The organism is Anaerosalibacter massiliensis (assembly GCF_024623155.1).
Taxonomy (GTDB): domain Bacteria; phylum Bacillota; class Clostridia; order Tissierellales; family Sporanaerobacteraceae; genus Anaerosalibacter; species Anaerosalibacter massiliensis.
Window position 1 is genome coordinate 388,900 of sequence record NZ_JANJZL010000002.1, and the last position, 25,250, is coordinate 414,149.

Annotated in this window: 21 protein-coding genes; 8 read left to right on the forward strand and 13 right to left on the reverse strand. The window is 30.6% G+C overall.

What is annotated here, in order from left to right; translation table 11 throughout:
• The first annotated feature begins 153 nt into the window (after positions 1–153).
• The 6 genes from yedE (at position 154) to NSA23_RS04980 (ending at position 7,353) form a co-directional block, all read left to right on the forward strand.
• Entirely contained in the window at positions 154–1,239 is a 1,086-nt protein-coding gene (gene yedE, locus NSA23_RS04955; RefSeq protein ID WP_042679434.1) for a YedE family putative selenium transporter, read from the forward strand.
• A complete protein-coding gene (locus NSA23_RS04960) occupies positions 1,240–1,452 on the forward strand; it encodes a sulfurtransferase TusA family protein (protein WP_042679436.1) in 213 nt (70 codons plus the stop codon).
• Positions 1,453–1,457: 5 nt separating this feature from the next.
• Positions 1,458–1,748, forward strand: a complete 291-nt coding sequence (locus tag NSA23_RS04965; RefSeq protein WP_222704719.1) for a putative Se/S carrier protein — start codon at positions 1,458–1,460, stop codon at positions 1,746–1,748.
• Positions 1,749–1,816: 68 nt separating this feature from the next.
• Positions 1,817–3,196, forward strand: a complete 1,380-nt coding sequence (locus NSA23_RS04970) for an NAD(P)/FAD-dependent oxidoreductase (RefSeq protein WP_187116633.1) — start codon at positions 1,817–1,819, stop codon at positions 3,194–3,196.
• A gap of 523 nt (positions 3,197–3,719) precedes the next feature.
• Positions 3,720–5,519 (forward strand): ABC transporter ATP-binding protein, encoded by a 1,800-nt coding sequence (locus NSA23_RS04975; protein WP_042679443.1) that lies wholly within the window; start codon positions 3,720–3,722, stop codon positions 5,517–5,519.
• 16 nt (positions 5,520–5,535) lie between these two features.
• Complete coding sequence (locus NSA23_RS04980) at positions 5,536–7,353, forward strand: ABC transporter ATP-binding protein (protein ID WP_042679445.1); 1,818 nt, start codon at positions 5,536–5,538, stop codon at positions 7,351–7,353.
• Positions 7,354–7,470: 117 nt separating this feature from the next.
• Here NSA23_RS04980 and NSA23_RS04985 read toward each other — a convergent pair whose 3' ends face one another.
• The 9 genes from NSA23_RS04985 to NSA23_RS05025 all read right to left on the reverse strand — a co-directional run bounded on the left by NSA23_RS04985 (position 7,471) and on the right by NSA23_RS05025 (position 18,136).
• Complete coding sequence (locus tag NSA23_RS04985) at positions 7,471–9,051, reverse strand: solute:sodium symporter family transporter (RefSeq protein ID WP_042679578.1); 1,581 nt, start codon at positions 9,049–9,051, stop codon at positions 7,471–7,473.
• A gap of 190 nt (positions 9,052–9,241) precedes the next feature.
• On the reverse strand, positions 9,242–10,264 hold the full coding sequence (locus NSA23_RS04990) for a Gfo/Idh/MocA family oxidoreductase (RefSeq protein ID WP_042679447.1): 1,023 nt from the start codon (positions 10,262–10,264) through the stop codon (positions 9,242–9,244).
• A 26-nt stretch (positions 10,265–10,290) separates the two neighbouring features.
• Complete coding sequence (gene iolE, locus NSA23_RS04995; protein ID WP_042679449.1) at positions 10,291–11,187, reverse strand: myo-inosose-2 dehydratase; 897 nt, start codon at positions 11,185–11,187, stop codon at positions 10,291–10,293.
• 35 nt (positions 11,188–11,222) lie between these two features.
• Positions 11,223–12,236: an inositol 2-dehydrogenase gene (gene iolG / locus NSA23_RS05000; protein ID WP_042679451.1), complete on the reverse strand. Its 1,014-nt coding sequence runs from the start codon at positions 12,234–12,236 to the stop codon at positions 11,223–11,225.
• A 61-nt stretch (positions 12,237–12,297) separates the two neighbouring features.
• Entirely contained in the window at positions 12,298–14,232 is a 1,935-nt protein-coding gene (gene iolD / locus NSA23_RS05005) for a 3D-(3,5/4)-trihydroxycyclohexane-1,2-dione acylhydrolase (decyclizing) (RefSeq protein ID WP_042679453.1), read from the reverse strand.
• A gap of 18 nt (positions 14,233–14,250) precedes the next feature.
• Positions 14,251–15,042: a 5-deoxy-glucuronate isomerase gene (locus NSA23_RS05010; RefSeq protein ID WP_042679455.1), complete on the reverse strand. Its 792-nt coding sequence runs from the start codon at positions 15,040–15,042 to the stop codon at positions 14,251–14,253.
• Between the two features lie 25 nt (positions 15,043–15,067).
• On the reverse strand, positions 15,068–16,087 hold the full coding sequence (iolC, locus tag NSA23_RS05015) for a 5-dehydro-2-deoxygluconokinase (protein ID WP_042679457.1): 1,020 nt from the start codon (positions 16,085–16,087) through the stop codon (positions 15,068–15,070).
• 20 nt (positions 16,088–16,107) lie between these two features.
• Positions 16,108–16,953 carry a class II fructose-bisphosphate aldolase gene (locus tag NSA23_RS05020; RefSeq protein ID WP_042679459.1) on the reverse strand — a complete coding sequence of 282 codons (846 nt, stop codon included), beginning with the start codon at positions 16,951–16,953 and terminating at the stop codon, positions 16,108–16,110.
• A 28-nt stretch (positions 16,954–16,981) separates the two neighbouring features.
• Positions 16,982–18,136, reverse strand: a complete 1,155-nt coding sequence (locus NSA23_RS05025; protein WP_042679461.1) for an iron-containing alcohol dehydrogenase — start codon at positions 18,134–18,136, stop codon at positions 16,982–16,984.
• A gap of 256 nt (positions 18,137–18,392) precedes the next feature.
• On the opposite strand from NSA23_RS05025, the gene NSA23_RS05030 reads away from it, so the two are divergent.
• Positions 18,393–19,169 carry a DeoR/GlpR family DNA-binding transcription regulator gene (locus NSA23_RS05030; protein ID WP_042679463.1) on the forward strand — a complete coding sequence of 259 codons (777 nt, stop codon included), beginning with the start codon at positions 18,393–18,395 and terminating at the stop codon, positions 19,167–19,169.
• 49 nt (positions 19,170–19,218) lie between these two features.
• Here the strand turns inward: NSA23_RS05030 and NSA23_RS05035 are convergent, their stop codons facing one another.
• The 4 genes from NSA23_RS05035 to NSA23_RS05050 form a co-directional block, all read right to left on the reverse strand.
• On the reverse strand, positions 19,219–20,538 hold the full coding sequence (locus NSA23_RS05035) for a GntP family permease (RefSeq protein ID WP_042679465.1): 1,320 nt from the start codon (positions 20,536–20,538) through the stop codon (positions 19,219–19,221).
• Positions 20,539–20,666: 128 nt separating this feature from the next.
• The gene (locus NSA23_RS05040; RefSeq protein ID WP_042679467.1) at positions 20,667–21,806 is read right to left on the reverse strand and encodes an acyl-CoA dehydrogenase family protein; all 1,140 of its coding nucleotides are present in this window, start codon (positions 21,804–21,806) and stop codon (positions 20,667–20,669) included.
• Between the two features lie 43 nt (positions 21,807–21,849).
• Positions 21,850–23,391 (reverse strand): acyl CoA:acetate/3-ketoacid CoA transferase, encoded by a 1,542-nt coding sequence (locus NSA23_RS05045; RefSeq protein WP_042679469.1) that lies wholly within the window; start codon positions 23,389–23,391, stop codon positions 21,850–21,852.
• A 44-nt stretch (positions 23,392–23,435) separates the two neighbouring features.
• Positions 23,436–24,212 carry a short-chain-enoyl-CoA hydratase gene (locus NSA23_RS05050; RefSeq protein ID WP_042679470.1) on the reverse strand — a complete coding sequence of 259 codons (777 nt, stop codon included), beginning with the start codon at positions 24,210–24,212 and terminating at the stop codon, positions 23,436–23,438.
• A gap of 486 nt (positions 24,213–24,698) precedes the next feature.
• Here NSA23_RS05050 and NSA23_RS05055 point away from each other — a divergent pair, with 486 nt between their 5' ends.
• On the forward strand, positions 24,699–25,127 hold the full coding sequence (locus NSA23_RS05055; protein ID WP_042679473.1) for a winged helix-turn-helix transcriptional regulator: 429 nt from the start codon (positions 24,699–24,701) through the stop codon (positions 25,125–25,127).
• Positions 25,128–25,250: the final 123 nt, after the last annotated feature.

Below are 25,250 nucleotides of genomic sequence, written 5' to 3' on the forward strand. Positions count from 1 at the left end.
AGTATAATATTCCCTAAAACTAAAATATATATTTTAAACATTATAGATATGTTTGATAAAAATTTAACCACTATAGATATTTACTATTTCATTAAAAAAGAATAATTTTATATAATTAAATTATGGAATAAATATATAAAAAGGGGGATAAGAATGAAGGAGAATAAGAAAATATTTATTTACGGTGGAATCATTGGCTTAATAGGTGCTATTTTAATGAAACTAGGAAACCCAGGAAATATGGGAATATGCGTTGCTTGTTTTTACAGAGATATTGCTGGGGCATTAGGCCTTCATAGAGCAGAAGTTGTTCAATATATACGTCCTGAAATTATTGGATTTATTTTCGGAGGATTATTAGCAGCAATTATTGGAGGCGAATTTAAATCTAGAGGAGGTTCCTCTCCAATAATAAGATTTGTACTAGCAGTATTTCTAATGTTCGGTGCATTAGTGTTTTTAGGTTGTCCTCTTAGAATGATTTTAAGACTTGCTAATGGAGATTTAAATGCTATATTCGGACTACTTGGATATATACTAGGTATTTATATTGGAATTCAATTCTTGAAGAAAGGATATTCCTTGGGAAGAAGCACAGAACAAACCAAGACATCTGCTTATATAATTCCTATCTTTTCCATTATATTGCTTTTATTCTTAATATTAAAACCAGAATTTATATTTTTTAGTACAGAAGGTCCTGGTTCTATGACAGCTCCAATATTTATTGCATTGATTTTAGGAATAGTTGCAGGTTTTATACTACAAAGATCAAGAATTTGTACTGCTGGAGGTTTTAGGGATGCCATGCTTATTAAAGATTATCATTTTCTATGGGGATTATTGGGGATTTTTATATTCAATTTAATAGGTAATTTAATTTTTAACTTTGATACTTTCCATATAAGTTTTGAAAATCAACCAGTTGCCCATACAAATCAACTTTGGAATTTCTTAGGTATGGTTCTAACTGGTATATGCTCTATTCTTCTAGGTGGATGTCCACTAAGACAAACAATACTTGCTAGTGAAGGAGATTCAGATGCTGGAATAACTGTTCTAGGTTTAATAGTTGGTGCTGCCTTTGCACATAATTTTCAAATAGCTTCAAGTCCTGAAGGAGCTACTCTAAATGGAAAAATAGCAGTTATCATTGGTCTTATACTAGTAATTTTAATTGGAAATAGCGTAGTTAAAAATGCTCAAAAAGATAGAAAAGAAAAAGAGGAGGTTTTTTAAATGGCTACAATTGTAGATGCAAGAGGAAGATCTTGTCCTGAACCAGTCATAATGACAAAAAATGCTTTAGATAAAAATCTAAGTGAAAATTTTGATATACTAGTAGATGCAGAAGTAGCTGTTGAAAATGTCACACGATTTGCAACAAATAAAGGGTATAAAGTCAATGTTGAAGAAGATAAAGGCTATTTCATACTCCAAATTAGAAAATAGGTGATATGATGGATGATTTTTATTGTGTCGTTACTTTTCATACAACACAAGGTGCATTAGCTTTTGAAAATGTGTTTAAAGAAACTAGTTTTTCTATAAAGCTAATGCCTGTACCTAGACAAATTAGCTCTAGCTGTGGTCTATCCGCTAGAGTATCTTGTAAGGAAAAAGAAAATATACTTAAAATATGTAAAGATAATGAATTGGAGATTGATGATTTTCATAAAATAGTTAAAAAGAAAGAAAAATCTTGGTTTTTGAATCATATTAAAAAAACTACTCAAGATAATGAGTAGTTTTTTTTGTGAAAAAAGTATATGATTAAATAGGATATGGATTGAGATAATTTTAAGGAGGTTATATTATGAAATATGATTTAATAATTGTTGGAGCAGGTCCTTGTGGTATTTTTACAGCATTGGAACTTAAAAAAAACAATCCTGACAAAAACATATTGATTTTAGAAAAGGGAAATTCCATTTCAAAAAGAATTTGTCCTAAAAGAAAAACTGGTAATTGTATAAATTGTTCACCTTGCAATATAACTACTGGGTTTGCAGGAGCTGGTGCTTATTCGGATGGAAAATTATCTCTTTCACCAGATGTAGGAGGAAACTTACCTGAATATATAGGATATGAAAAAACTCAAGAATTAATAGATTATGTAGATGAAATTTATTTAAAATTTGGTGCTGATGAAAAAATTTATGGTATTGATAAAAAAAAGCAAATTAATGAAATTAGAAAAAAAGCTATAAAAAGTAATTTAAAACTTGTAGAATGTCCTATAAGACATATGGGAACAGAGGAAGGGTACAATATATATTCAAAAATCGAAAACTATTTAAAAAAAATTGGAGTAGAACTTAAGTTTAGAAATCCTGTGAAGGATATAATACTTGATAACAATAGAAAAATAAAAGGCGTAATAGCTGATAAAGAATATTTAGCAGACAAAGTAATTATTTGTATTGGTAGAGAAGGCTCTGATTGGCTAAAAAATTTATGCCATAAACACGATATTGACACAGAGACTGGAGATGTAGATATTGGCGTTAGGGTTGAAACTAGAAATGAAATAATGGAAGAGTTAAACGAGGCTATGTATGAAAGCAAGCTTATATACTATACTCCTACTTTCGATGATAAAGTTAGAACATTTTGCACCAATCCAGGTGGAGAAGTATCTACAGAATATTATGATGACAATTTAGCTGTTGTAAATGGTCATAGCTATAAATCAGATAGTTTGAAAACTAAAAATACTAATTTTGCATTACTTGTAACAAAGCATTTCACAAAACCTTTTAATTCACCAATAGAATATGGTACTCATATAGCTAAGCTTGGAAATATGCTTTCAGGGAATAAAATATTGGTTCAAAGATATGGGGATTTCAAAAAGGGTAGGAGAACTAATGAAAAACGACTGTATAGGAATAATATTATTCCAACATTGAAAGATGCAGTCCCTGGAGATTTAAGTCTAGTACTTCCTCATAGACTTTTAAAAGATATAGATGAAATGATCATAGCTCTAGACAATATAGCCCCAGGACTTGCCAGCGATGAAACACTACTATATGGAGTTGAAGTCAAATTTTATTCAAATAAAGTAATTACTAATAGTAAATTTGAAACTAATGTTAAAAATCTCTACGTCGGTGGAGATGGAGCAGGAATAACTAGAGGATTAATGCAAGCAAGTGTTAATGGAGTGCTATTAGGGAGACAATTTAGTTAATAAAATAGGCTTATTATTCATTAAATCTTTAATAACATCATAATCTGCTACAGTAACTTTATAGGGTTCACCAAAACTATTTCATCTATTTAAATTCCATTTTATTTTTATTTCACAAATATTTGTTACATTTTTGTTATAAATCAATTTTTAGTTGAATTTTCTAAAAATAAATACTATAATATATAGAAAGAACAATCAAAATTAGGAGGTCGTGATGATGAAAATGCTTATTAGATTTCAGATAATCAATAAAAATTTAATAGTCAAAAATTCAATAACTAACAGACGACCTGTGACTATTTTTTGATTGGTAATTCTTTGCAATATATTTGATAAATAGCCATAGGTGCCATATCCTATGGTTTTTATATTTATAAAAATATTTATGCATTAACCTAAGCTATACGTTATCCATTCCCAAAACACCTAATTTAATGTATGAATTAAAACCATAGGATATTGAATATTATATAAGATTCAAACCTATGGTTTTTTTATGCTTAAAACAGGAGGGATATTTTTGAGGGAGCTAAAGTCTATTTTTAATTTTATGAAAGGCAGTAAATTTATTTATTTTTTAAGTATTTTAAGTATTATACTTGCTACTTTTTTCACTGTAGTAGGACCTCTTTTAATAAAAACTACTATAGACTCTATTATTGGAAATAAACCAATCGATTCAGAACAATTAGCAAAATTGATTAATTTTTTGGGAGGTAAAGTATTTCTAAAAAACAATATTTGGATAATAGGAATAGTCTTAATCATCTTAACTATTCTTAGAGGTATGTTCCTATACCTTAAAAACACTTTATCTAGTAAATCGGCGGAAAACACTGCTAAAAGCATAAGAGAAGAGTTATATGATCATATCCAAAAACTCCCTTATGAATATCATGTTAAGGCTGATACAGGAGAATTAATTCAAAGATGTAGCTCAGATGTAGAAACTATTAGACGTTTTTTAGCAGTTCAATTTGTAGAAGTTGGTGGTTCTTTATTTAATTTAATATTTGTAGCTTATATAATGTTTAATCTTCATGTAAAGATGGCATTAGTTTCTATGGCTGTTGTACCTATTATATTTGTATTTGCTTTTATATTTTTTTCTAAAGTTCAAAAAATATTTTTAGAAGTAGATGAGGCTGAAGGAAGACTTTCTACAGTATTACAAGAAAACTTAACAGGTATAAGAGTTGTGAAAGCTTTTGCTAGGCAAAGCTATGAAATTGAAAAATTTGACAAGAAAAATAGTCAATATAGAGACTTGACTTTTAAACTTATAAAACTTTTAGCTTGGTACTGGTCTATTTCTGACTTTATATGTATGATGCAAATAGGAGCTGTACTGGCAATGGGAAGTTTATGGGCAGCTAAAGGACAATTATCACTAGGTACTTTAGTTGCATTTATCACTTATGAAAGTATGCTTTTATGGCCTGTAAGGCAAATGGGAAGAATACTTACAGATATGGGAAAAGCCATTGTTTCCATAGGACGTATAGAAGAAGTACTTGAAGAGCCTATAGAAATTCTTGAAGAAAATCATGAAAAACCACAAATAATTGGAAATATATCTTTTAGAAATGTATATTTTGGCTATGAAGACAAAGAATCTGTGTTGAAGGGAATATCATTTGATGTAAAAGCTGGTGAAACTATTGCAATATTAGGACCTACTGGTTCTGGAAAAAGTTCTTTGGTCCATCTTCTTCCTAGGTTATATGACTATGATAGTGGTTCTATAAAAATAGATGGAATAGAGCTTAAAAGTATTGATAAAAAATGGATTAGGAAAAATGTTGGATTAGTACTTCAAGAACCTTTCCTATTTGCCAAAACTATAAGAGATAACATTAAGATATCCAATCCAAGATTAAATGATAAAAAAGTATTTGAAGCTGCTGAAGCTGCTAGTATTCACAATGATATCTCTTCCTTTGACAAAGGATATGACACTCTTGTGGGAGAAAGAGGAGTATCCCTATCAGGAGGACAAAAACAAAGAATGGCTATTGCAAGAACTATAATAGTTGAATCTCCCATTGTAGTATTTGATGATTCCCTAAGTGCAGTAGATACAGAAACAGATATTGCTATAAGAGAGGCGTTAAATGAGAGAAGAAGTAAATCAACTACTTTTATAATTTCCCATAGAATTTCTACAGTACAAGATGCTGATTTAATACTTGTTCTAGACAATGGGAAAATAGTGCAAGAAGGAACTCACGAAACTTTAATCAAAGAAGATGGAGTATATAAAAGAGTGTATAATATACAGAGTTCCTTTGAAGACAATATTGAAGAAGTAAATATTTAAAATTGAGGTGATACATATGGAAGAAATGGATCATAATGAAAAAATTAATTTTTCTTTTTGGAAAAACTTTTTAATCTATGCAAAACCTTATAAAAAATACTTTCTATTTTTAGCCTTGGTTATGATAGGAGTGGCAATTATTGATGCTATATTTCCTCTTATGAATAAGAAAGCTATAGATAGTTTTATAGTAAATAAAACTACTGTAGGACTAAATAGTTTTGCAATAAAATATGGAATATTAGTGCTAATTCAAGCCATAAATGTTTGGTTTTTCATTGCTATCGCTGGAAAGATAGAAGTAAAAATGGCTTACAGTATACGTAAAATAGGATTTGAAAAATTGCAAGTTCTTCCTCTATCCTATTATGATAATAAAGCTGTAGGATGGCTTATGGCAAGGATGACTTCTGATATAAATAGACTTAGTGAAACTATTTCTTGGGGATTAGTAGATTTTGTTTGGGGTATTACTATGATGTTATCCATAACAGTTGTCATGTTTTCATTAAATATGAAACTAGCTCTCATAACTCTTTCAGTAATTCCTCCATTAGCCATAATTAGTGTGTATTTTCAGGAAAAAATACTTATGGCATATAGAAAGGTAAGAAAGATTAATTCTAGAATCACTGGAGCTTTTAATGAAGATATTTCTGGAGCAAAAACTACTAAAACTCTTGTAAGAGAAGAAAAAAATTTAAGTGAATTTACAGAATTAACGAGTGAAATGAAAGATAGTTCTATTAGAGCTGTTTGTATTTCTTCATTGTATCTACCTATAGTACTTCTTTTAGGAAGTATAGGTACAGCACTTGCATTAAATTTTGGTGGGAAAGCTGTAATATTAAAAGCTATAAGCTATGGAACTTTAGTTGCATTTATTAATTATACTATACAGTTTTTTGAACCTGTAAGAGAATTAGCTGCTATATTTGCAGAATTGCAATCTGCTCAAGCTTCTGCTGAAAGAGTTTTTTCCCTTATAAATGAAGACCTTGAAATTGAAGATACTATTGAAGTTATAAATCAATATGGTGATTTCTTTAATCCAAAAATAGAAAACTGGCCTGAAATAAAAGGTGAAGTTGAATTTAAAAATATATCTTTTAGTTATAAAGATGATGAAAAAATATTAGAAGATTTCAATCTTCATGTTAGTCCAGGAGAAACTATTGCTTTAGTAGGAGAAACTGGCTCAGGTAAGAGTACTATTGTAAACCTTTTATGTAGATTTTACGAACCTAATAGTGGAAAAATACTTATAGATAGTGTTGACTATAGAAAAAGACCACAGGTTTGGCTTCATGAAAATTTAGGATATGTTCTCCAATCTCCACATCTCTTTAGTGGTACTATCATGGACAATATAAGGTATGGAAATCTTGAAGCTAGTGAATTAGACATCATCCGGGCCAGTAAATTAGTAAATGCTCATGATTTCATCATAAAACTTGAAAATGGATATGATACTGAAGTAGGAGAAGGTGGAAGCCTTCTTTCAACTGGGCAAAAACAACTTATCTCCTTTGCAAGGGCAGTTCTTAGAGATCCTAAAATATTTGTCTTAGATGAAGCTACATCTTCTATTGACACTGAAACAGAAAAAATTATTCAAGACACTATTCAAAAAGTTTTAAAAGGAAGAACCAGTTTTATCATAGCCCACAGACTTTCAACTATTAGCAATGCAGATAAGATATTAGTCATTAAAAAAGGTAAAATAATAGAATCAGGAAATCATAGTGAATTGTTAAGCAAAAAAGGATATTACTATAGACTGTATACAAATCAATTTATTGAGGAGAAGAGTAATATAGTGATAGATGGATAAATATAAGACCTGCATACCCATTCAACTTTTGAAAAGCTCAAATAGAATTAATTCTATTTGAGCTTTTTTCATATTCTCTGCTATTTTGCAACATTTGGAATATTCTCTTTATTGATTTTAAGCTGCTATTCCTATTTTTGAGAATAATAAATATATACAGAACATCAAAATAGTTATTATTATTGAAACTATTTTAGATTTATTCCAAGGTACTATACTAACTTGCTCCGTATATTCCTGAACATATTCAGTTTCACGAGGTTTAACTTTTCCTACTATAAGCATTATAATTACACATGTTGGAAATAAAATACCTAATATATGTAAAAAATTTATATGTGTAAAGAATATTTTCGATAAGCTATAGAATACAATATGGAACACTAAAGCTATTTTAGGTGCTATTGCTGGTACCTTCTTTGTGAAGAATCCTACTAAAATAGCTGCTAAAATAGGCACATTGAAAAATCCATTAAATTCTTGCAAATAATTATACAATCCTGATGATGCATACATTATAAAAGGTGCTATAACCATTGATGTCATAGCTAAAATAGCTCCAAATATTTTACCAACTTTCACTAAATCCTTATCTGTAGCATTTGAATTAAATATTGGTCTGTATATATCTAAGGTAAATAAAGTTACTGAACTATTTAAGGCACCATTAAAAGAGCTTAATATTGCTCCAAACAACACGGCTGCAAAGAATCCTGCTAAAGGTTTAGGTAAAACATCTACTACTAACATAGGATAAGCCATATCAGGATTGGACAAAGAATCTCCATATAAATGAAAAGCTATAATTCCTGGTAAAACCAAATACAATGGTCCGAGTAATTTAAAAAATCCAGCTAAAAAAACACCTTTTTGCCCTTCTTTCAAACTTTTTGCTCCTAAGGTTCTTTGTACTATAGATTGGTTTGTACACCAATAAAATAAATTGTTGAAAAACATACCAGTAAATAATGTAGACCATGGTACAGGTGAATTAGCATCTCCTATAGCATTTAATTTTTCAGGATGATTTGTAATTAGTGTATTGATTCCTCCTGAAAAACTTCCTCCTCCTAATTTTATTAATGCAAATACAGTAATCATAAAACCACCAATTAAAAGTCCTACTCCATTAAATGTATCTGCTGATACTGCAGCCTTAAGTCCCCCAAAGATAACATATATAGAACCAACTATTCCAATAGCCCATACAGTTACTATTAAAGCCTTTATTTCAGAAATACCAAAAATATTAGGAACATCAAATATACCATTTAAAACCAAAGCTCCTGAATACAATACTGTAGGAAGATACGCGACAATATATCCAATTAAAAACAATATAGATACTAAAATGCGAGTAGATTTATCATATCTTTCCTCTAAAAAATTTGGTATAGTTGTTATACCACTTTTTAAATATCTAGGCAAAAATATTTGAGCCATAAGTACTAAAGCAAATGCTGATGTTACCTCCCAAGCCATTACAGCCATTGTAAATTTATATCCTTGTCCATTTAACCCTACCATCTGTTCCGTAGATAAGTTTGTTAACATGAGAGAACCAGCTATGAAAACCCCAGTTAAACTTCTTCCTGCAAGGAAATATCCATCTTGACTAGATAAATCATCATTACGAGTTTTTAGCCATGATAACAATCCAACTAGTGCTGTAAAAAGTATAAACGACAGAAACACCATTATATTCAATTTTATTTCCCCCTTAAATTTTCTAGGCATTTTTTATATATTTAACGTTTTCATTTTACAGATTTAATATTTTAAATTATAATTAAATCATAAGGTTTATTTTACAAATTATATTTTTTAGGGCATACTGATTTCATATAATCTTATGATAAGCAGTATGCCATTTTTTTGTATACAACTTTTATAAGGTAATTAGCTTACCAGTTTCAAAAGACTCTTTACATGCATAAGCTAAAGCAGTTGAATTTACACCATCTTCCACAGTGACTTTTGGTTGGCTTTTTTCAATTATGCAATTTATAAATTCTTCTACCTCACTTAAATAAGCTTGTTCAAATCTTTCCAAAAAACCTTCTGAACACTCTCTTATTGCTCCAGTATGATCAAATACAGTAACTAAATTTTTTTCTGGAATAGTTCCTATTCTTAAAGTACCTCTGGTTCCTATTATTTCTGTTTCTATATGATATCCATGAGCACAATTTCTATCTGCTACAAATATTCCCATAGCTCCATTTTTAAATTTAACTAATGCTACACCTGTTTCTGCATCATTAATTTCTTTAAATTCGGGATATTCATATGAATCACCTATGGCCCATACCCTCTCTGCTTCTGAACCTAGATACCATCTAGCAAGATCTAAATCATGTATAGCCATATCTAGAAATAACCCTCCACTATAGTTATTTTTAGCAAATTTTAGAAAACTTCCTATAGCAGATGTTGGGTCTAAACCATAACATCTTATAAGAATAGGTTTTCCAATAGCTCCCTCTTCTATCTTTTCCTTTGCATAAACATAGGACTTATCATATCTTCTCATAAACCCAAGCATAAATACTTGCTTATCTCTACATTCATTAACTACTTTAGCTACCTTTTCAGCTTCATTTAAATATAATCCTAAGGGTTTTTCACTAAATACATGAAATTCTGCTTTTAATGCTTTCTCTATTTGTTCACAGTGAAAACTTGAAGGGGAAGATATAAATATAGCATCTAGTTCCTTATTTTCAAGCATTTCATCATAATCTGTATATCCATACTTAATTCCCCAATTTTTTTGAACTTCAGCAATTTCTTTTTCAACAATACTACAAACTGCAGTAAGTTCAGCATTAGGTATTCTAAAAGCTATATTTTCTGCATGTTGTTTTCCCAGCCTTCCTAGTCCAACTATTCCCACTTTTACTTTGTTCATTTTCTGCCATCCTTTCATACAGTTCACTAAATATTAGCTTTCTCTTTTATGTATTTTCTAGCTTTCATTGCATATTCACATGGGTTTGCTTTTGCTGGATCTTGTTCTGCTTCTACTAAAAGCCAGCCTTCATAATTGTTTTCTGCTAAAATTTTAAATATATGTTCAAAATCTATATCTCCATCCCCCGGAACAGTAAATGCACCAGATTTTACAGATTGTAGAAAGCTCATATCTTTTTCCTTTACTAAATTTATTACATTTTTTCTTACATCTTTTAAATGAACATGTTTTATCCTGTCTATATATTTATTTAAAACCTCTATAGGCTCCTCTCCTGAATATACGAGATGTCCAACATCATACAATAAATATACAAGTTCAGGATCTGTTATTTCCATTAGTCTATCTATTTCTTCTGTAGTTTGAACCCCTGTACCCATATGATGGTGATAAACAAGCTTCATGTCCCTTTCTTTTGCAAGCTTACCAAGTTTATCTAATCCAGTAGATAATTTTTCCCATTCTTCTTCTGTAAATAAAGGCTTATTGTTAAATATAGGTACTTCCATTTTACCTTGAATACTATGTCCTTGTTCTGATACAACTATTACTTTAGCTCCCATCTCATGAAGAAAATCTCTATGGGTTATAAAAGCCTTTTCTGTTTCTTCATAGGGTTTTGTAGTTAAATATGCACTAAACCATGCACTAGCAATTTCCATCCCTCTAAGTTCTAAAGCTTTTTTAAGTACTTTAACATCTTTTGGATATTTATTTCCTACCTCTGTTCCTTTAAAACCTGCTAATGCCATCTCACTTATACATTGTTCAAATGTATTTTCTGCTCCAAGTTCTGGCATATCATCATTAGTCCAAGCTATGGGAGCTATTCCAAGCTTAACTTTTTCTTTATTAAACATTTCCTCCACCTCATTTTTGTTAAATATTTTAATTCCTATAGATTAATCTCAGATAATTTAATAGGTCTTCTTTCTTTTAATGATTTCTTAGCAGCAATTCCTATTAACACAGCTTTTAAGCCATCCATAGCACCTACAGGAACTTCTATACCCTCTTCTACTGCTTGTACAAATTCTTTCATTTCGTCAACATAAGCCTGCATATATCTTTCCAGGAAAAAATATAGTGGTTTTTCTGAAACTATTCCATCACTTGTACTTACTACAGCTGTAGAATTGAAATCATTTCCTATACTAATTGCTCCCTCTGAACCAAATACTTCTGCTCTTTGATCATATCCATAAACTGCTTCCCTACTATTATCTATAACAGCCAATGTCCCATTTTCTAATTTTAAAGTTATTATTGCTGTATCTATATCCCCTGCTTTTCCTACGGCTGGATCTATTAGTGTATTTCCTATAGCATACACTTCTTCTATTTCACTTCCAGATAAATATCTAACTATATCAAAATCATGTATAGTCATATCTAAAAAAATTCCACCTGAAACTTTTACATATTCTATTGGAGGTACTTCTGGATCTCTCGAAGTTACTTTTATTATATGTGGATCTCCAATTTTCCCTGATTGTACTACATCTTTTATAGCTCTGAAATTATGATCGAATCTTCTATTAAAACCCACTTGGAACTTAAGTTTAGATTTTTCTACTTCTTCTAAAACTTCCTTTATCTTGTCTATATTAAGATCAATTGGTTTCTCACAAAAAACATGTTTACCAGCTCTTAGTGCTTCTATAGATATTTTTGAATGAGTATCTGTAGAGGAACATATTAATACTGCTTCTATTTCTGGATCATCTAGTATTTTTGTATAATCTTTATATATATTTTTAACTCCCATAGATTTTGCATATTTTATATCTTCTTCACCTATAAATGGATCTGAAACAGATTTCAATGAAGCATTTGAAATATATTTTGTTAAGCTTTCTGCATGGACTTTGCCTATTCTTCCGAATCCAATAATCCCTAAATTGACCATCGCCTTCACGCTCCATATAAATTTATTTTTTATTTCTCAATTATTTTCGTCTAAGTTATTTTCAATATTCTCTAGCTTTCCTTAAATATTCTAATCTATCTTTATAAGCATCTTTTATCTTAGAACTCTTTGATACTTCTGCCACTCCTACATGCCACCAAGATTCATATACATCCGTCATAGTCTTTGGAAGTACTTTTATATCTATAAGTGTAGATACCTTTTGTTTTTTAGAATCTTCTATTGCATTTCTAAGGTCCTCTATAGTTTTTACTGTATAGCTTTTAATTCCATAACCTTCAGCAGATTTAGCAAAATCAATTTTCAACAATCTACCATCAAGTTTTCCCGTATTATTGTCTCTATATCTAAATTCAGTACCAAAGCTTCCCATACCATTAGACATTTGAAGATTATTAATACAGCCAAAACCTGCATTATCAAATAATAATACATTTATCTTCTTTCCTTCTTGTATACTCGTTATAAGTTCAGAATGAAGCATTAAATAAGAGCCATCTCCTACCATGGAATAAACTTCTTTATCTTCCTCTGCAAGTTTAACTCCTAGTGCACCTGATACTTCATATCCCATACAAGAATATCCATATTCCACATGATAGGTATTCGGTTTTTTAGGGCACCATACTCTTTGTAAATCTCCTGGCAAACTTCCTGATGCCCCTACTATAATAGAATCCTCATCTAAAAGATTGTTTAATTCTCCTAATACCTTAGTTTGTGTTAAGCAAGAATCAAATCTATTATAAAATTCTTCTAATACTTCATCACAATGACCTGATATTTCAGGTACAAAATCTTTTCCTGTATATTCTATATTGAATAGTCTATTTAATTCTTTTTTCCAATCTTCTTTAGCTTTCGCTATTTCATCATAATAAGAAGACTTATATCCTTCCTTTTTTAACTCATTATATATTGACTCTAATCCTAGTTTTGCATCTGCAATAACCTTCGTAGCATCTAATTTACTTGCGTGAAAATCAGATACATTTATAGTTAGAAAATCGACATCCTTATTTTGAAATAAATATTTTGAACAAGTTGTAAAATCAGTAAATCTTGTCCCTACTCCTATTATTAAATCTGCTTCTTTAGCTATAATATTAGCTGCAAAATTTCCAGTTACACCTATACCACCTAAATTTAAATCATGATTCCATTCAATTGTACTTTTCCCAGCTTGAGTTTCTCCAAAGGGTATATTAAATTTTTCTGCAAACTTCTTAAGAGAATCTCCTGCTTCAGAATATCTAACACCACCACCACATATTATTAGAGGTTTTTTCTTTTGCTTTATGAGTTTAACTGCATCTTTTATAGACTCTTTTGAAGCTGGCCTCCTTTCTATTCTATGAATACGTTTTTCAAAGAAGTATTTTGGAAAATCATAGGCTTCTCCTTGTACATCTTGAGGAAGTGCTATAGTTACAGCTCCTGTATTTACAGGATCTGTTAATACTCTTATAGCATTTACCATAGATGTCATAAGCTGTTCTGGTCTAGATATTCTATCCCAATATTTACTTACCGCCTTAAAAGCATCATTTGTTGTAATGGATAAATTATGAGGAAACTCTACTTGTTGAAGTACTGGATCTGGTTGTCTAGTTGCAAAAGTATCTCCTGGAAATAACAATACTGGTATATTATTAGCAGTAGCAGTAGCTGCTGCTGTTATCATATTGGCAGCACCTGGCCCAATGGAAGAAGTACATGCACATATTTGTTTTCTATGCTTTTGTTTTGCAAAAGCTATTGCTGCATGAGCCATTCCTTGTTCATTATGTCCCTGATAAACTTCTAAATCTCCTGAATCCTCTTCTAAGGCTTGTCCCAGCCCTAAAACATTTCCATGCCCAAATATTGTAAAAATTCCTTTTACAAATTTTTGCTCTTTACCATCAAATTCTATATACTGTTGGTTTAGGAATTTTATAAGAGCTTGAGCAGTTGTTATTCTAATAGTTTCCAATTTGTATTTCCTCCCTTCTTATTCATTTTCAGGCCAGATTTTAACATTAGGCTCTAATAACCATTTATGGTTTTCTTCAACAATTCTGTCTGTCCAAGTGTTGTTTTCTAAATGTCTTATCATCCAACAGTAGTACATTGCATATCCTGGCGCAGATGTTTGAGGGTGTACCAGCCCTCCTGGAATAGTTGCTATAGAATTATCTGTAATTTTATAAACTTCATCTCCTATTATTGAACATCCAAATCCTTGAGGTTTATTAAATCTATAGTAGTATACTTCTGGTTGTGGATGATGATGTGGTGGATAACTTGACCATTTTCCTGGATAAGTTATTACTTCTCCAATTACCATATTTGAATAAGGAGCATTTGAATAATCAAAAACTGTTCTTACTACCCTTCTAGCTGTATCATTCCAAACTCCCTGTCCAAATACATCACTTCTACATTCTTCTGGAGAGTATAATTTACTTTCAAATTCTTTTTTATTTTCTGTTTTTTGAACTAGTACTTCTACATCATCTAGTGCTTTAACTTCAACTTTCACATTTCTAGACACATGGAGACACCAAGGATCTTCATTAAATAGTGAATATCTTTCTATCTCCTTTTCATTATCATCCCATTTAATTAATATCTTTCCTGAAAGTAACAAAAAAGCCGTTTCTTTTTCACTATCTATACAAATTTCTACTTCATCTTTTTTAATTTTATATATACCTATATCCATCATCATTTCATTATGTTTTCCATCTATTTCCGTTAACACATTATATCCATTTTTAAGTTCTTCAATATTTTCAATCATTGAATTCCCTCCTTAGGTATTATGTTTAACCTCGTGCTACCATTTCTCCATATTCTTCTTTCTTCTTTTTAATAAATTCTTTAATTTCCTCAACCTTTGGCATAGCTTCTGAACAACTATGACTTGCTACAAGCATAGCCGCTGAAGCACTTCCAAATTCTAATGCCTCTATAACTTCCCAACCTTCCATAAGGCCATATATGAAAGCTGAAGCATATGCATCTCCCCCGCCAAATGATTTAAGTAGATCTACTGGAAATGGCTTTATATTATAGTTATTCCCATCATCTGTATATGCTGTTGATCCATCTTTTCCATGCTTTATAACTACAATTTTATTTCCATATCCTAGCCATCTATCTGCTGTTTCTTTATCATTACTCTCTTTAAAACATATAATTGATTCCATTAGATTAAATTCTTCTCTAGATCCTATTATGATATCACTCATTCGTCCTGCTAATGCATAGTATACAGCTGTTTCTTTTTTAGATTTCCAAGTATATTCCCTATAGTCTATATCAAATATTATTTTAGTATTATGTTTTTTTGCATATTCTAAAGCTATAAAAGCTGCTTCCCTTGATGGACTTGCTGCCAATGCAGTGCCAGATAACAATATAGCCTTTGTATTCCTTATATAATCTTCTGATATCTCATCTGGAAATAATTCTAAATCTGCTATTCCATCTCTATACATCAATATACTACTTTCAGTAGGACTTAGGATTTCTGTAAATGTAAGTCCTAACTTCTCTCCATTTTTAGCTCTCTTCATTTGAGAAGTATCTATTCCTTCATTATGAAGATAATTTATTATGAAATTTCCAAACTGATCGTCTGATACTTTTCCAATAAATCCTACTTTTTTCTCTAATCTAGCTAGTCCCACTGCTATATTTCCTGGAGAACCTCCTAAATATTTAGTAAATGTTCTACTCTCTTCTAAAGGTCTATGAATTTCATTAGGATTTAAATCTATCGTTACCCTACCAATTGGAACTACATCAAAAGTTCTATTTGGATCAAACTCAATATTATTCACTAGAAATTCCTCCTTAAAATCTATGCTTTATCTAAACTACCAAATATTTTTATATGATTTTTCACACTTTCATATGCTGCCTCAACAAGGATGTCATGATAAGTAAAATAATTAATTTCATTTGATTTACTAAACAATTTATCAACTCTTTTTACCGTATTATTAAAAGTTGCTGTAGCCACATTTATTTTTCTTATTCCATTTTCAATACATTCCTTAAATCCTTTTTCTGTAATTCCAGAGCCTCCATGAAGAACTAAAGGTACTTCCACTTTATCTCTAATTTCTTTAAGTCTTTGAATATTTAAATTAGGTTTACTCTTATATACTCCATGTGCATTCCCTATAGCTATAGCTAATGCATCTACACCTGTTTCTCCATAAAAAATTTCTGCTTCCTTAACACTTGTTATTAACATTTCATCAATACCTGAACCATCTTCCTTTTTACCAAGAACTCCTATTTCCCCTTCTACTGCTGCCCCATATTCTTTAGCTATAGAAATTATCTCTTTTGTCTTTTTAATATTTTCTTCTAATGGAAAATTTGAACCATCATACATAACAGAAGTAAAACCTAAGTCTAATGCTTCTTTTATAGTTTTTATACTTTCACCATGGTCTAAATGCACAGCTACAGGAATGGAAGCTTTTTTAGCTGCTGCAATCATAGTTGGTCCTATTAAATAAAGAGGCGAATGTTTTAAACGTACTTCTGCAATTTGAAGTATAATAGGAGATTTTAATTCTTCTGCTACTTTTATAGCTCCCATAACCATTTCCATATTTGCTATACTAAATGCACCTATACAGTATTTATTTTCTTCTGCATCTTTTAATAATCTCTTCATATTTACTATAGTCATAATATTTACTCCTTCTTCTTATTAAGCTCTAATCCCATAAGCTTTTATATATATTAATAATATCTTCCTTGGAAGGTTGTCTCCTAGTATTAGAAGGACTTCCACTGTCTAATGCATCTTCTGCCATTTTGTCTATGTTTTCAAAGAATTCATCTTTGTTTATGCCAAATTCTTCTAAAGTAGGTATATTGATATCTTGACATAAAGATTCTACTTCTTTTACAAGTTTATCTGCTGCATCTTTATCTGAGTCCTCAATACTACATGCTCCTATTTCCTTTGCTATATCAGCAAACCTTTTCTTTTCTCCTACAATAGCAAACTCTAAACATTTAGCAAAAAGCATTGCATTTGAAAGTCCATGGGGTACATTAAATAATGCTCCAATAGGTCTACTCATTCCGTGAATTATAGTTACTGAGGAATTATTAAAAGCAATTCCTGCTTCTAATGCCCCTAAAGCCATTTCATTTCTAGCTTCAATATCATCACCACTTCTATATGCTTTTCTTAAATTATTAAAAATACGTTTTATTGCTGAAATTGCAAATGTATCTGAAAGTGGATTTGCACGTCTTGAAGTATAAGCTTCAATAGAATGAGTTAATGCATCTATTCCTGTAGCTGCTGTAAGCTTCTGTGGTGCTGTTATAGCTAAAGATGGATCAATTATTGCTAATTTAGGTATTAAATCTGCTCCTGTTAATAACATTTTTATATTGTCTTTTGTATTAGATATAATTGTAAATTGAGTTGCCTCTGAACCTGCTCCTGCTGTTGTTGGAATAGCTACAATATTAGGCGGAGAACTCTTTATTACCTTTCCCATATAATCATTTATATTCCCTGAATTCGTTATCATAGCTCCTATAGCTTTTGCTGCATCTATAGAACCTCCTCCTCCTATTCCAATTAGAAAGTCACATTTTCCATCTTTATATGCTTGAACTCCTTTATCTATCATCACATCAGTAGGCTCTGCAGTTATTTCATCATATATATCATATTGAATGTTGTTAGACTCAAGTAATTCAGTTACCTTTGAAACATTTCCTATTTTGACCATTACCTTACCTGATACAATTAAAGCTTTTTTTCCCATTTGTTTTATAATTTTTCTTGATTCTTTTAAAGCATCTTTTCCATATATAATATTATTTGGCATAGTAATTTTATAAGCCATCAATATCCCTCCATATTAATAATGACAACACATAGTATTTTATGGTGTGTTTATGAGTATATCCTGTCATCTTTTGATTATATATTACCATTATGTTAATAGTATGTCAAGATTTTTCTTGTTTTTTGTCTTTTTTTGAGTAAGTTCTGATTATATTCATTTCATATGCTTGTAATATTTATATTAATAAGATATAATTATATGGTATATCATTGTCAATTATTGTTTAATATTGAATTAATGAATGGAGGATCAGATGTTAAAAGAACATAGAATTAAAGAAATTGAAAATTATGTTATGAAAAATGAAAATGTATCTATAGACAAGTTATGTTCTCTATTTAATGTGTCAAAAAACACTATAAGAAGAGATATTGCAGAACTAGAAAAAAAAGGCTTGATAAAAAAGGTTTACGGTGGCATAACTTTAAATAAAAAAATGGATACTATCCCTTTTCAAGAAAGGGAGATAAAAAATAAAGGGGCTAAGCAAATTATTGCTAGGGAAGCAAGTAAACTAATACAAGATGGTGACATAATTTTTATAGATTCTGGAACTACTACTATGCATATAATTCCATTTCTATCAAATAAAAAAAACCTAACTATAATAACTAATAATGTAAATGTTATAGTAAATTCTTTTCCATATGAAAATCTAAATGTATTAGCAACTGGTGGGTCTCTATATAGAAAAACTAATTCTTTTATTGGAATAGAAGCTATTAACTTTCTTAAAAGTTATAATATATCTAAATGTTTCATGGCCTCTACTGGAGTATCTATAGAAAAGGGAATTACTAATTCTTCTTCCTTTGAATTTGAAATAAAAAGATTCGTAACCAGCCAAAGCAATAAAGTTATATTACTTGCTGACAATTCGAAATTAGAAAAAGTTTCATTAATGACTTATTGTAATTTAGAGGATATAGACACCTTTATTACAGATGGAAATGTTAGCAAAAAGTATACAGATTTCTTTTTAGAAAATAATATTGAACTTATTATTTCTGATAATTATCAAAAAAAATAGTATCTGGCAATAGAAAAAAATTTCTATTGCCAGATTTCTACCTCTTAATTTATAGTCCTAATGAACACATAGGTATGGTTATAAGTAGTAGTACTATTATTGGGATTATTATTTGGGTTATTGCTATATCAAAATAGCCCTCTCTATGGGTAAGTCCACATATACCAAGAAGAGTTATTTGTGCTCCTTGATGTGGTAATGTATCGAATGTACCAGATGCAATTACAGCTATTCTATGGACATATTCTAAGTTTATTCCCATAGCTATAAATGTATCTTTCAATGCTTCAAAAGCAATTCCTAAACCACCAGATGCAGAACCTGCTGCTCCTGCTGATATAGCGACAGTTATTGCAACAAACAGCATAGGTGACATATTGATGTTTTTTAAGTTAGCAATTATTTTATCAAAACCTGGAGTTTCCTTTACAACTCCAGCAAATCCTACTACTATGGCTGTATTTAAAATAGCTGTAGCTGAATTTAAAGCTCCTTTATTTAAGGTATTTATCCATTGTTTTGATCCTTCTAAATGTTTCCATAATAATATCATTGCAGAAATTATACCTACTGTAACAGCACCTTCTACAGGCATTTTTATAATATTAAAACATATTAATATTAATATTGCAGGAGTTGCAGAAACCAATGGATTTGGAAGTTTTACTTCGTCTTTGGTTACTGCTATATCTAAATCGTTTTCATCTACATATGGTTCAATTGTAGGATCTTCATAAAATGTGCATCCTTTTTTTGTTAAGGCTCTTGATCTATATTCTAGCCAAACAAATATTAAAACTAATTGAGCTATTGCTGAGGCTGTAGCTGGTAGAAAGGCTGCCGTAGAGCTAGTTTCTAAATATCTCATGGCAACTATATTTTGAATAGATGGACTTCCAGGTCCAGTCATAGACCAGGTCCATGCTCCAGCAGATATAGCTGCCGGTATAAGCCTTCTTGATATATCTGTACTTTTGAACAATTCAACTGCTATAGGATACATAGCAAAGAAAACTACAAATCCGCTTATTCCACCATAAGTTAATAATCCTGTAATCATCATTATTAATGGTGCTACATATTTTCCCTTAGTTACCTTAATAAGACCTTGAGCAATTGATTCGGCTGCGCCTGTTTCTTGCATTATAGAGCCAAATACCGCTCCTACAAAAAATACTAAGAAAAATTTTTCCACATAATTTGCTGCTGCTCCCATATATGGTCCAAGTAATGAATCGAATAATGGCAATCTTTCACATACTATCACAAATATTGATACAAGAGGACCTAAAATTAGAGCACTAACTCTTTTAAATGCAAGTATTGTAAACAATACTAAAGCTATTATAAGAACCCATATATCAAGCATAAAAATCCCTCCAAGCTTTTAGTATTCGCTATATTATAATTCAAAATATTAGGAATTTTCAATATAATTTTTCCTAATTTTTATTGCATTCTGTACAGTTTTAACTGTACAGAATGCAATATTCTATATTATCTGAAAATACTACCACTTATTATCATTTTTTGTATTTCATTAGTTCCTTCATAGATTTGTGTTATCTTAGCATCTCTCATCATTCTTTCAACATGATAATCTCTCATATATCCATTTCCACCAAGCATTTGAACAGCTTCAACAGTTACATGCATAGCTGCATCTGAACAAGCAAGCTTTGCCTTTGCTGCGGAAACTGAATAAGGTCTTCCTGCATCTTTATCAAGAGCTGCTTTATATACCATATATTTAGCTTGTTCAATTTCAAGAGCTAGTTCAGCCATCTTGAATCCTAAATATTGATTCTTATATATTGGTTTTCCAAACTGAACTCTTTGTTTCATATAATCTCTTGCTATTTCAAAAGCTCCTTCTGCTATTCCAAGAGCTTGAGCTGCAACACCTATTCTTCCTCCATCAAGTGTACTTAGTCCTATACCTAAGCCTTTTCCTTCTTCTCCAATTAAGTTTTCAGCTGGTACTTTGCAATTGTCATATATAACTTCTGATACTTGTGCCGCATTTATACCTGATTTATTTTCAATTTTGCCTATTGATACTCCTGGAAAATCTTTTTCAACTATGAAGGCTGACATTCCCCTACTGCCCTTACTCTTATCTGTTATAGCAAATACTACAAAAGTATCTGCTAATGGAGCATTAGTGGAAAAACATTTTAATCCATTTATTATATAATGGTCTCCTTCTTTAACTGCAATAGTAGAACCATTTCCTGCATCTGAGCCTGCTTCTGGTTCTGTTAAGTTAAATGCACCAATTTTCTTTCCTGATAATAGATCTGGAAGATATTTTTTCTTTAACTCTTCAGACGCATTATTATATATTGCTCCTCCACAAAGAGAAGTGTTTACTGAGTAACCAATACCAAGAGATGCATGTATTTTTGAAATCTCTTCTACAGCCAAAACATATGGTAAATATCCTCCATTAGTGCCACCATATTCTTCTGGATATGGTAGACCTATTATCCCCATTTCTCCTAATTTTTTATATGCCTCTATAGGGAATTCTCTATTTTCGTCATTTTCTATTGCTATAGGTTTAAGCTCCTTTTCTGCAAACTCTCTTACACTATTTTTTATCATTTCTTGTTCTTTTGTTAATTCAAAATCCATATATATTTCCTCCTTTTATTCTTAGTTGATAATATTTTATTTATTATTTCAAACCCATGGATTCATCACGGAAAATACGCTCATCCATTATCTTAGGTTGTCCATCCATCTTAGGTTCAAAGTCCATCAAATCTAATATATCCTTCTTTAGATCAACTCCTGGAGCTATTTCTATTAAATATACTCCATCTTCTCTTAATTCAAACACTGCTCTTTCAGTTATATACATAACAGGTTGTTTTATTTTTCTTGCATATTCTCCACTAAAAGTTATCTGTTCAACTTTATCTATGAACTTTTTAGCTTTACCTTCTTGCAATATTTGTAATTTTCCATCTTTTATGTCTACTTTTAACCCACCAGCTGTAAAAGTTCCACAGAAGAATACTTTTTTAGCATTTTGAGTTATATTTATAAATCCTCCACATCCTGCTATACGTGGTCCAAATTTACTTACATTAATATTTCCTTCTTTATCTGTTTGAGCAAGTCCTAAAAATGCTAAATCTAGTCCACCACCATCATAAAAATCAAACTGATAAGCCTGATCTAGTATTGATTCTGGATTTATAGAAGCTCCAAAAGCTAAACCTCCTTCTGGTATTCCACCTATTGGCCCTGCTTCAACGGTTAATGTCATATATTCTCCAATGCCTTCCTCATTTGCTACTACAGCTATAACTTCTGGTATTCCTATTCCTAAATTTACAGCAGTGTCAGGTTCAAGTTCCATAGCTGCTCTTCTTGCTATTACTTTTCTTTGATTTAGTGGGGCTTTTTCAACACTATTTACAGAAATTCTTGTTTCTCCTGTTCTAGCTGATTCAAATCCACAATCAAAACATTGTTCATGTTCTTCAGGTTCAGCCACTACAATTCCATCTACATATATTCCTGGAATTTTAACAAGGCGTGGATCAAGGCTACCAGATTCTACTATTTTCTCTACCTGTACTATAACTATTCCACCACTATTTTTAGTTGCTTGGGCTATTGATGTACATTCAAGACTTGCTACTTCCCTTTCCAAAGTGATATTTCCTTTTTCATCTGCAAAAGATCCTCTTATAAAACATATATCTATTGGAAATGAATTGTATAATAATCTTTCTTCACCTTTTATATTTATAACTTCTACAATATCTTCTTTAGTTACATCATTTAATTTTCCACCTTGTATTCTTGGATCTATAAATGTATTTAATCCTACATGAGTTATAGTTCCTATTCTCTTTCCTGCAATATCTCTAAACAATTGAGATAGAGTTCCTTGAGGTAAATTATACGCCTCTATCTTGTTGTCTATTGCCATCTTTCCAAGAGCTGGCGATAAATTCCAATGACCTCCTATAACCCTTTTTGTCATACCTTCATGTGCAAAATGATCTGCCCCTTTTGCTTTTCCATCACCTTGAGCTGCTGCATACATCAAAGTTAATTTTTTTGGGTGCCCTGTTTTCAGAAAGCGTTTTTCTAACGCTATTGTAAGAGCTTCAGGACAACAGCTACCAACGAATCCTCCTGTTACAATCAAGTCCCCATCATTAACTAATTCTGCAGCTTCATGAGCTTTTAAACACTTCACCCCATATAATCATCTCCTCATATTTTTTATTATAAATATGATTTTTAACATCCTTTAAAATTAGGTTTCCTTTTTTCTATAAAGGCTTTCATTCCTTCTTTTTGATCTTCTGTTGAAAAACATAATCCAAATATATCTGCCTCATAACTATATGCTGACTCTGTGTCCATATTCATGCCATTATTTATTGCAGATTTTGCTAAACTAACTGCATATATTCCTTTACTCATTATTTTCTTAGCCATCTCTCTTGCTTTATCCATTAATTCTTCTTGTTCATAAACTTTGTTTGCAAGTTGTATACGATGAGCCTCTTCAGCATCTATCATATCTGTAGTAAATATTAATTCTTTAGCTGTTCCCTTTCCAACTAATCTTGGAAGTCTTTGGGTTCCTGCAAATCCAGGGGTTATTCCTAGTCCTACTTCTGGTTGTCCAAATTTTGCATTTTTAGAAGCAAGCCTTATATCGCATGCCATGGATAACTCGCATCCTCCACCTAATGCATATCCATTAACAGCTGCTATTACTACTTGAGGCATATGTTCAATATCTGAAAATACCTTTTGAGCAAGCATTGCCAGTTCTCGTCCCTGTACTGCATTTAAATTCTGCATTTCAACTATATCTGCACCTGCGACAAATGCTTTATCCCCTGAACCAGTTATTATTACAGCTTGAATATCTTTTCTTTGGGATATATCTTCTATTACCGTACCTAGCTCCTTGAGAGTCTCACTATTTAGAGCATTAAGCGATTTGGGCCTGTTAATAGTTATTTCTGCTATACCCTTATCCTCTTTTAAAATAATATTTTTCATCATAATTCCCCCTATATAATATTTTTTATTTTATAAACTTAGCTAAAAAAAGTGTTATAATTCCTTAATTATATAGTTATTAATTCCATGTCTTTATTGTTTTTGTTAATATTTTATCTTGTATTCTTATATTACTCTATTGTATTTATTTTAACAAGTACTTACTTTTTTGTTATCTCCTTACTTATAGGTAAGTATTATGAATTTTCTCATAACTATTAGCTGAAATTTTAGCTCTATTTACGTATATATTTTTTGTAGAATTATAGTATTTTTTGATTATATTTTTCTTTTGTACTATAATGATAATAGATAGTTTTAATTTTAACAAGTACCCACTTTTTTGTTATCTACTTACTTAAATGTAACCACTCTATTTAAAATCATATCAAGAAAATATACATATCTGGATTTTTTGTCTAATGCATAGATTAAGTTAGAATCTTATCTATGTTGAATAATCTTACTTTATAGGAGGAGATTTTTGTGACAAAGCCAACAAAAGATATTTATGTGTGCGGAGTTGAACTTACTACTGATATACTAGGTGGTAAGTGGAGAATGATGATACTTTGGTATCTAAGAAAAAAAAGCCTTCGCTTTGGAGAGTTAAAAAGAGCTTTACAGGGAATAAGTGAAAAAGTATTAAGTGAGGAATTAAAATACTTAAATGAACTAGATCTTATTAATAAAAGGGTTTATTATGAAAAGCCTCTTAGGGTAGAGTATAGTCTAACAGACTATGGTAAAACTTTTTTACCTATACTTTACTCCATATTTGAATGGGGTGCCAAATATTCTAAAATGTTTGATATACCATTGGTTATAGACGATTCAACTATAAATAAAGTTTTAAGTGAGAAAGAGAGCTTATCTAAAGATCTTGGAAATAAAAATCTTAAATCTGTCAAATAGCTTATAATTGTCAACTTAAAAATAAGGATATCTTATCATGAACCCTTTCTAATTTAGTATTTAAAGACTCATCTATACATCTTTTCTATAAATAAATTAAAACTAAATGCTTCTTTTTGATTT

What these genes read in the sequence shown, in the direction of transcription:
- yedE (WP_042679434.1), top strand. Translation starts at nt 154, where the DNA reads ATGAAGGAGAATAAGAAAATATTTATTTACGGTGGAATCATTGGCTTA.
- NSA23_RS04960 (WP_042679436.1), top strand. Translation starts at nt 1,240, where the DNA reads ATGGCTACAATTGTAGATGCAAGAGGAAGATCTTGTCCTGAACCAGTC.
- NSA23_RS04965 (WP_222704719.1), top strand. Translation starts at nt 1,458, where the DNA reads ATGATGGATGATTTTTATTGTGTCGTTACTTTTCATACAACACAAGGT.
- NSA23_RS04970 (WP_187116633.1), top strand. Translation starts at nt 1,817, where the DNA reads ATGAAATATGATTTAATAATTGTTGGAGCAGGTCCTTGTGGTATTTTT.
- NSA23_RS04980 (WP_042679445.1), top strand. Translation starts at nt 5,536, where the DNA reads ATGGAAGAAATGGATCATAATGAAAAAATTAATTTTTCTTTTTGGAAA.
- NSA23_RS04985 (WP_042679578.1), bottom strand. Translation starts at nt 9,051, where the DNA reads ATGGTGTTTCTGTCGTTTATACTTTTTACAGCACTAGTTGGATTGTTA.
- NSA23_RS04990 (WP_042679447.1), bottom strand. Translation starts at nt 10,264, where the DNA reads ATGAACAAAGTAAAAGTGGGAATAGTTGGACTAGGAAGGCTGGGAAAA.
- iolE (WP_042679449.1), bottom strand. Translation starts at nt 11,187, where the DNA reads ATGTTTAATAAAGAAAAAGTTAAGCTTGGAATAGCTCCCATAGCTTGG.
- iolG (WP_042679451.1), bottom strand. Translation starts at nt 12,236, where the DNA reads ATGGTCAATTTAGGGATTATTGGATTCGGAAGAATAGGCAAAGTCCAT.
- NSA23_RS05010 (WP_042679455.1), bottom strand. Translation starts at nt 15,042, where the DNA reads ATGATTGAAAATATTGAAGAACTTAAAAATGGATATAATGTGTTAACG.
- NSA23_RS05020 (WP_042679459.1), bottom strand. Translation starts at nt 16,953, where the DNA reads ATGACTATAGTAAATATGAAGAGATTATTAAAAGATGCAGAAGAAAAT.
- NSA23_RS05025 (WP_042679461.1), bottom strand. Translation starts at nt 18,136, where the DNA reads ATGGCTTATAAAATTACTATGCCAAATAATATTATATATGGAAAAGAT.
- NSA23_RS05030 (WP_042679463.1), top strand. Translation starts at nt 18,393, where the DNA reads ATGTTAAAAGAACATAGAATTAAAGAAATTGAAAATTATGTTATGAAA.
- NSA23_RS05035 (WP_042679465.1), bottom strand. Translation starts at nt 20,538, where the DNA reads ATGCTTGATATATGGGTTCTTATAATAGCTTTAGTATTGTTTACAATA.
- NSA23_RS05040 (WP_042679467.1), bottom strand. Translation starts at nt 21,806, where the DNA reads ATGGATTTTGAATTAACAAAAGAACAAGAAATGATAAAAAATAGTGTA.
- NSA23_RS05050 (WP_042679470.1), bottom strand. Translation starts at nt 24,212, where the DNA reads ATGAAAAATATTATTTTAAAAGAGGATAAGGGTATAGCAGAAATAACT.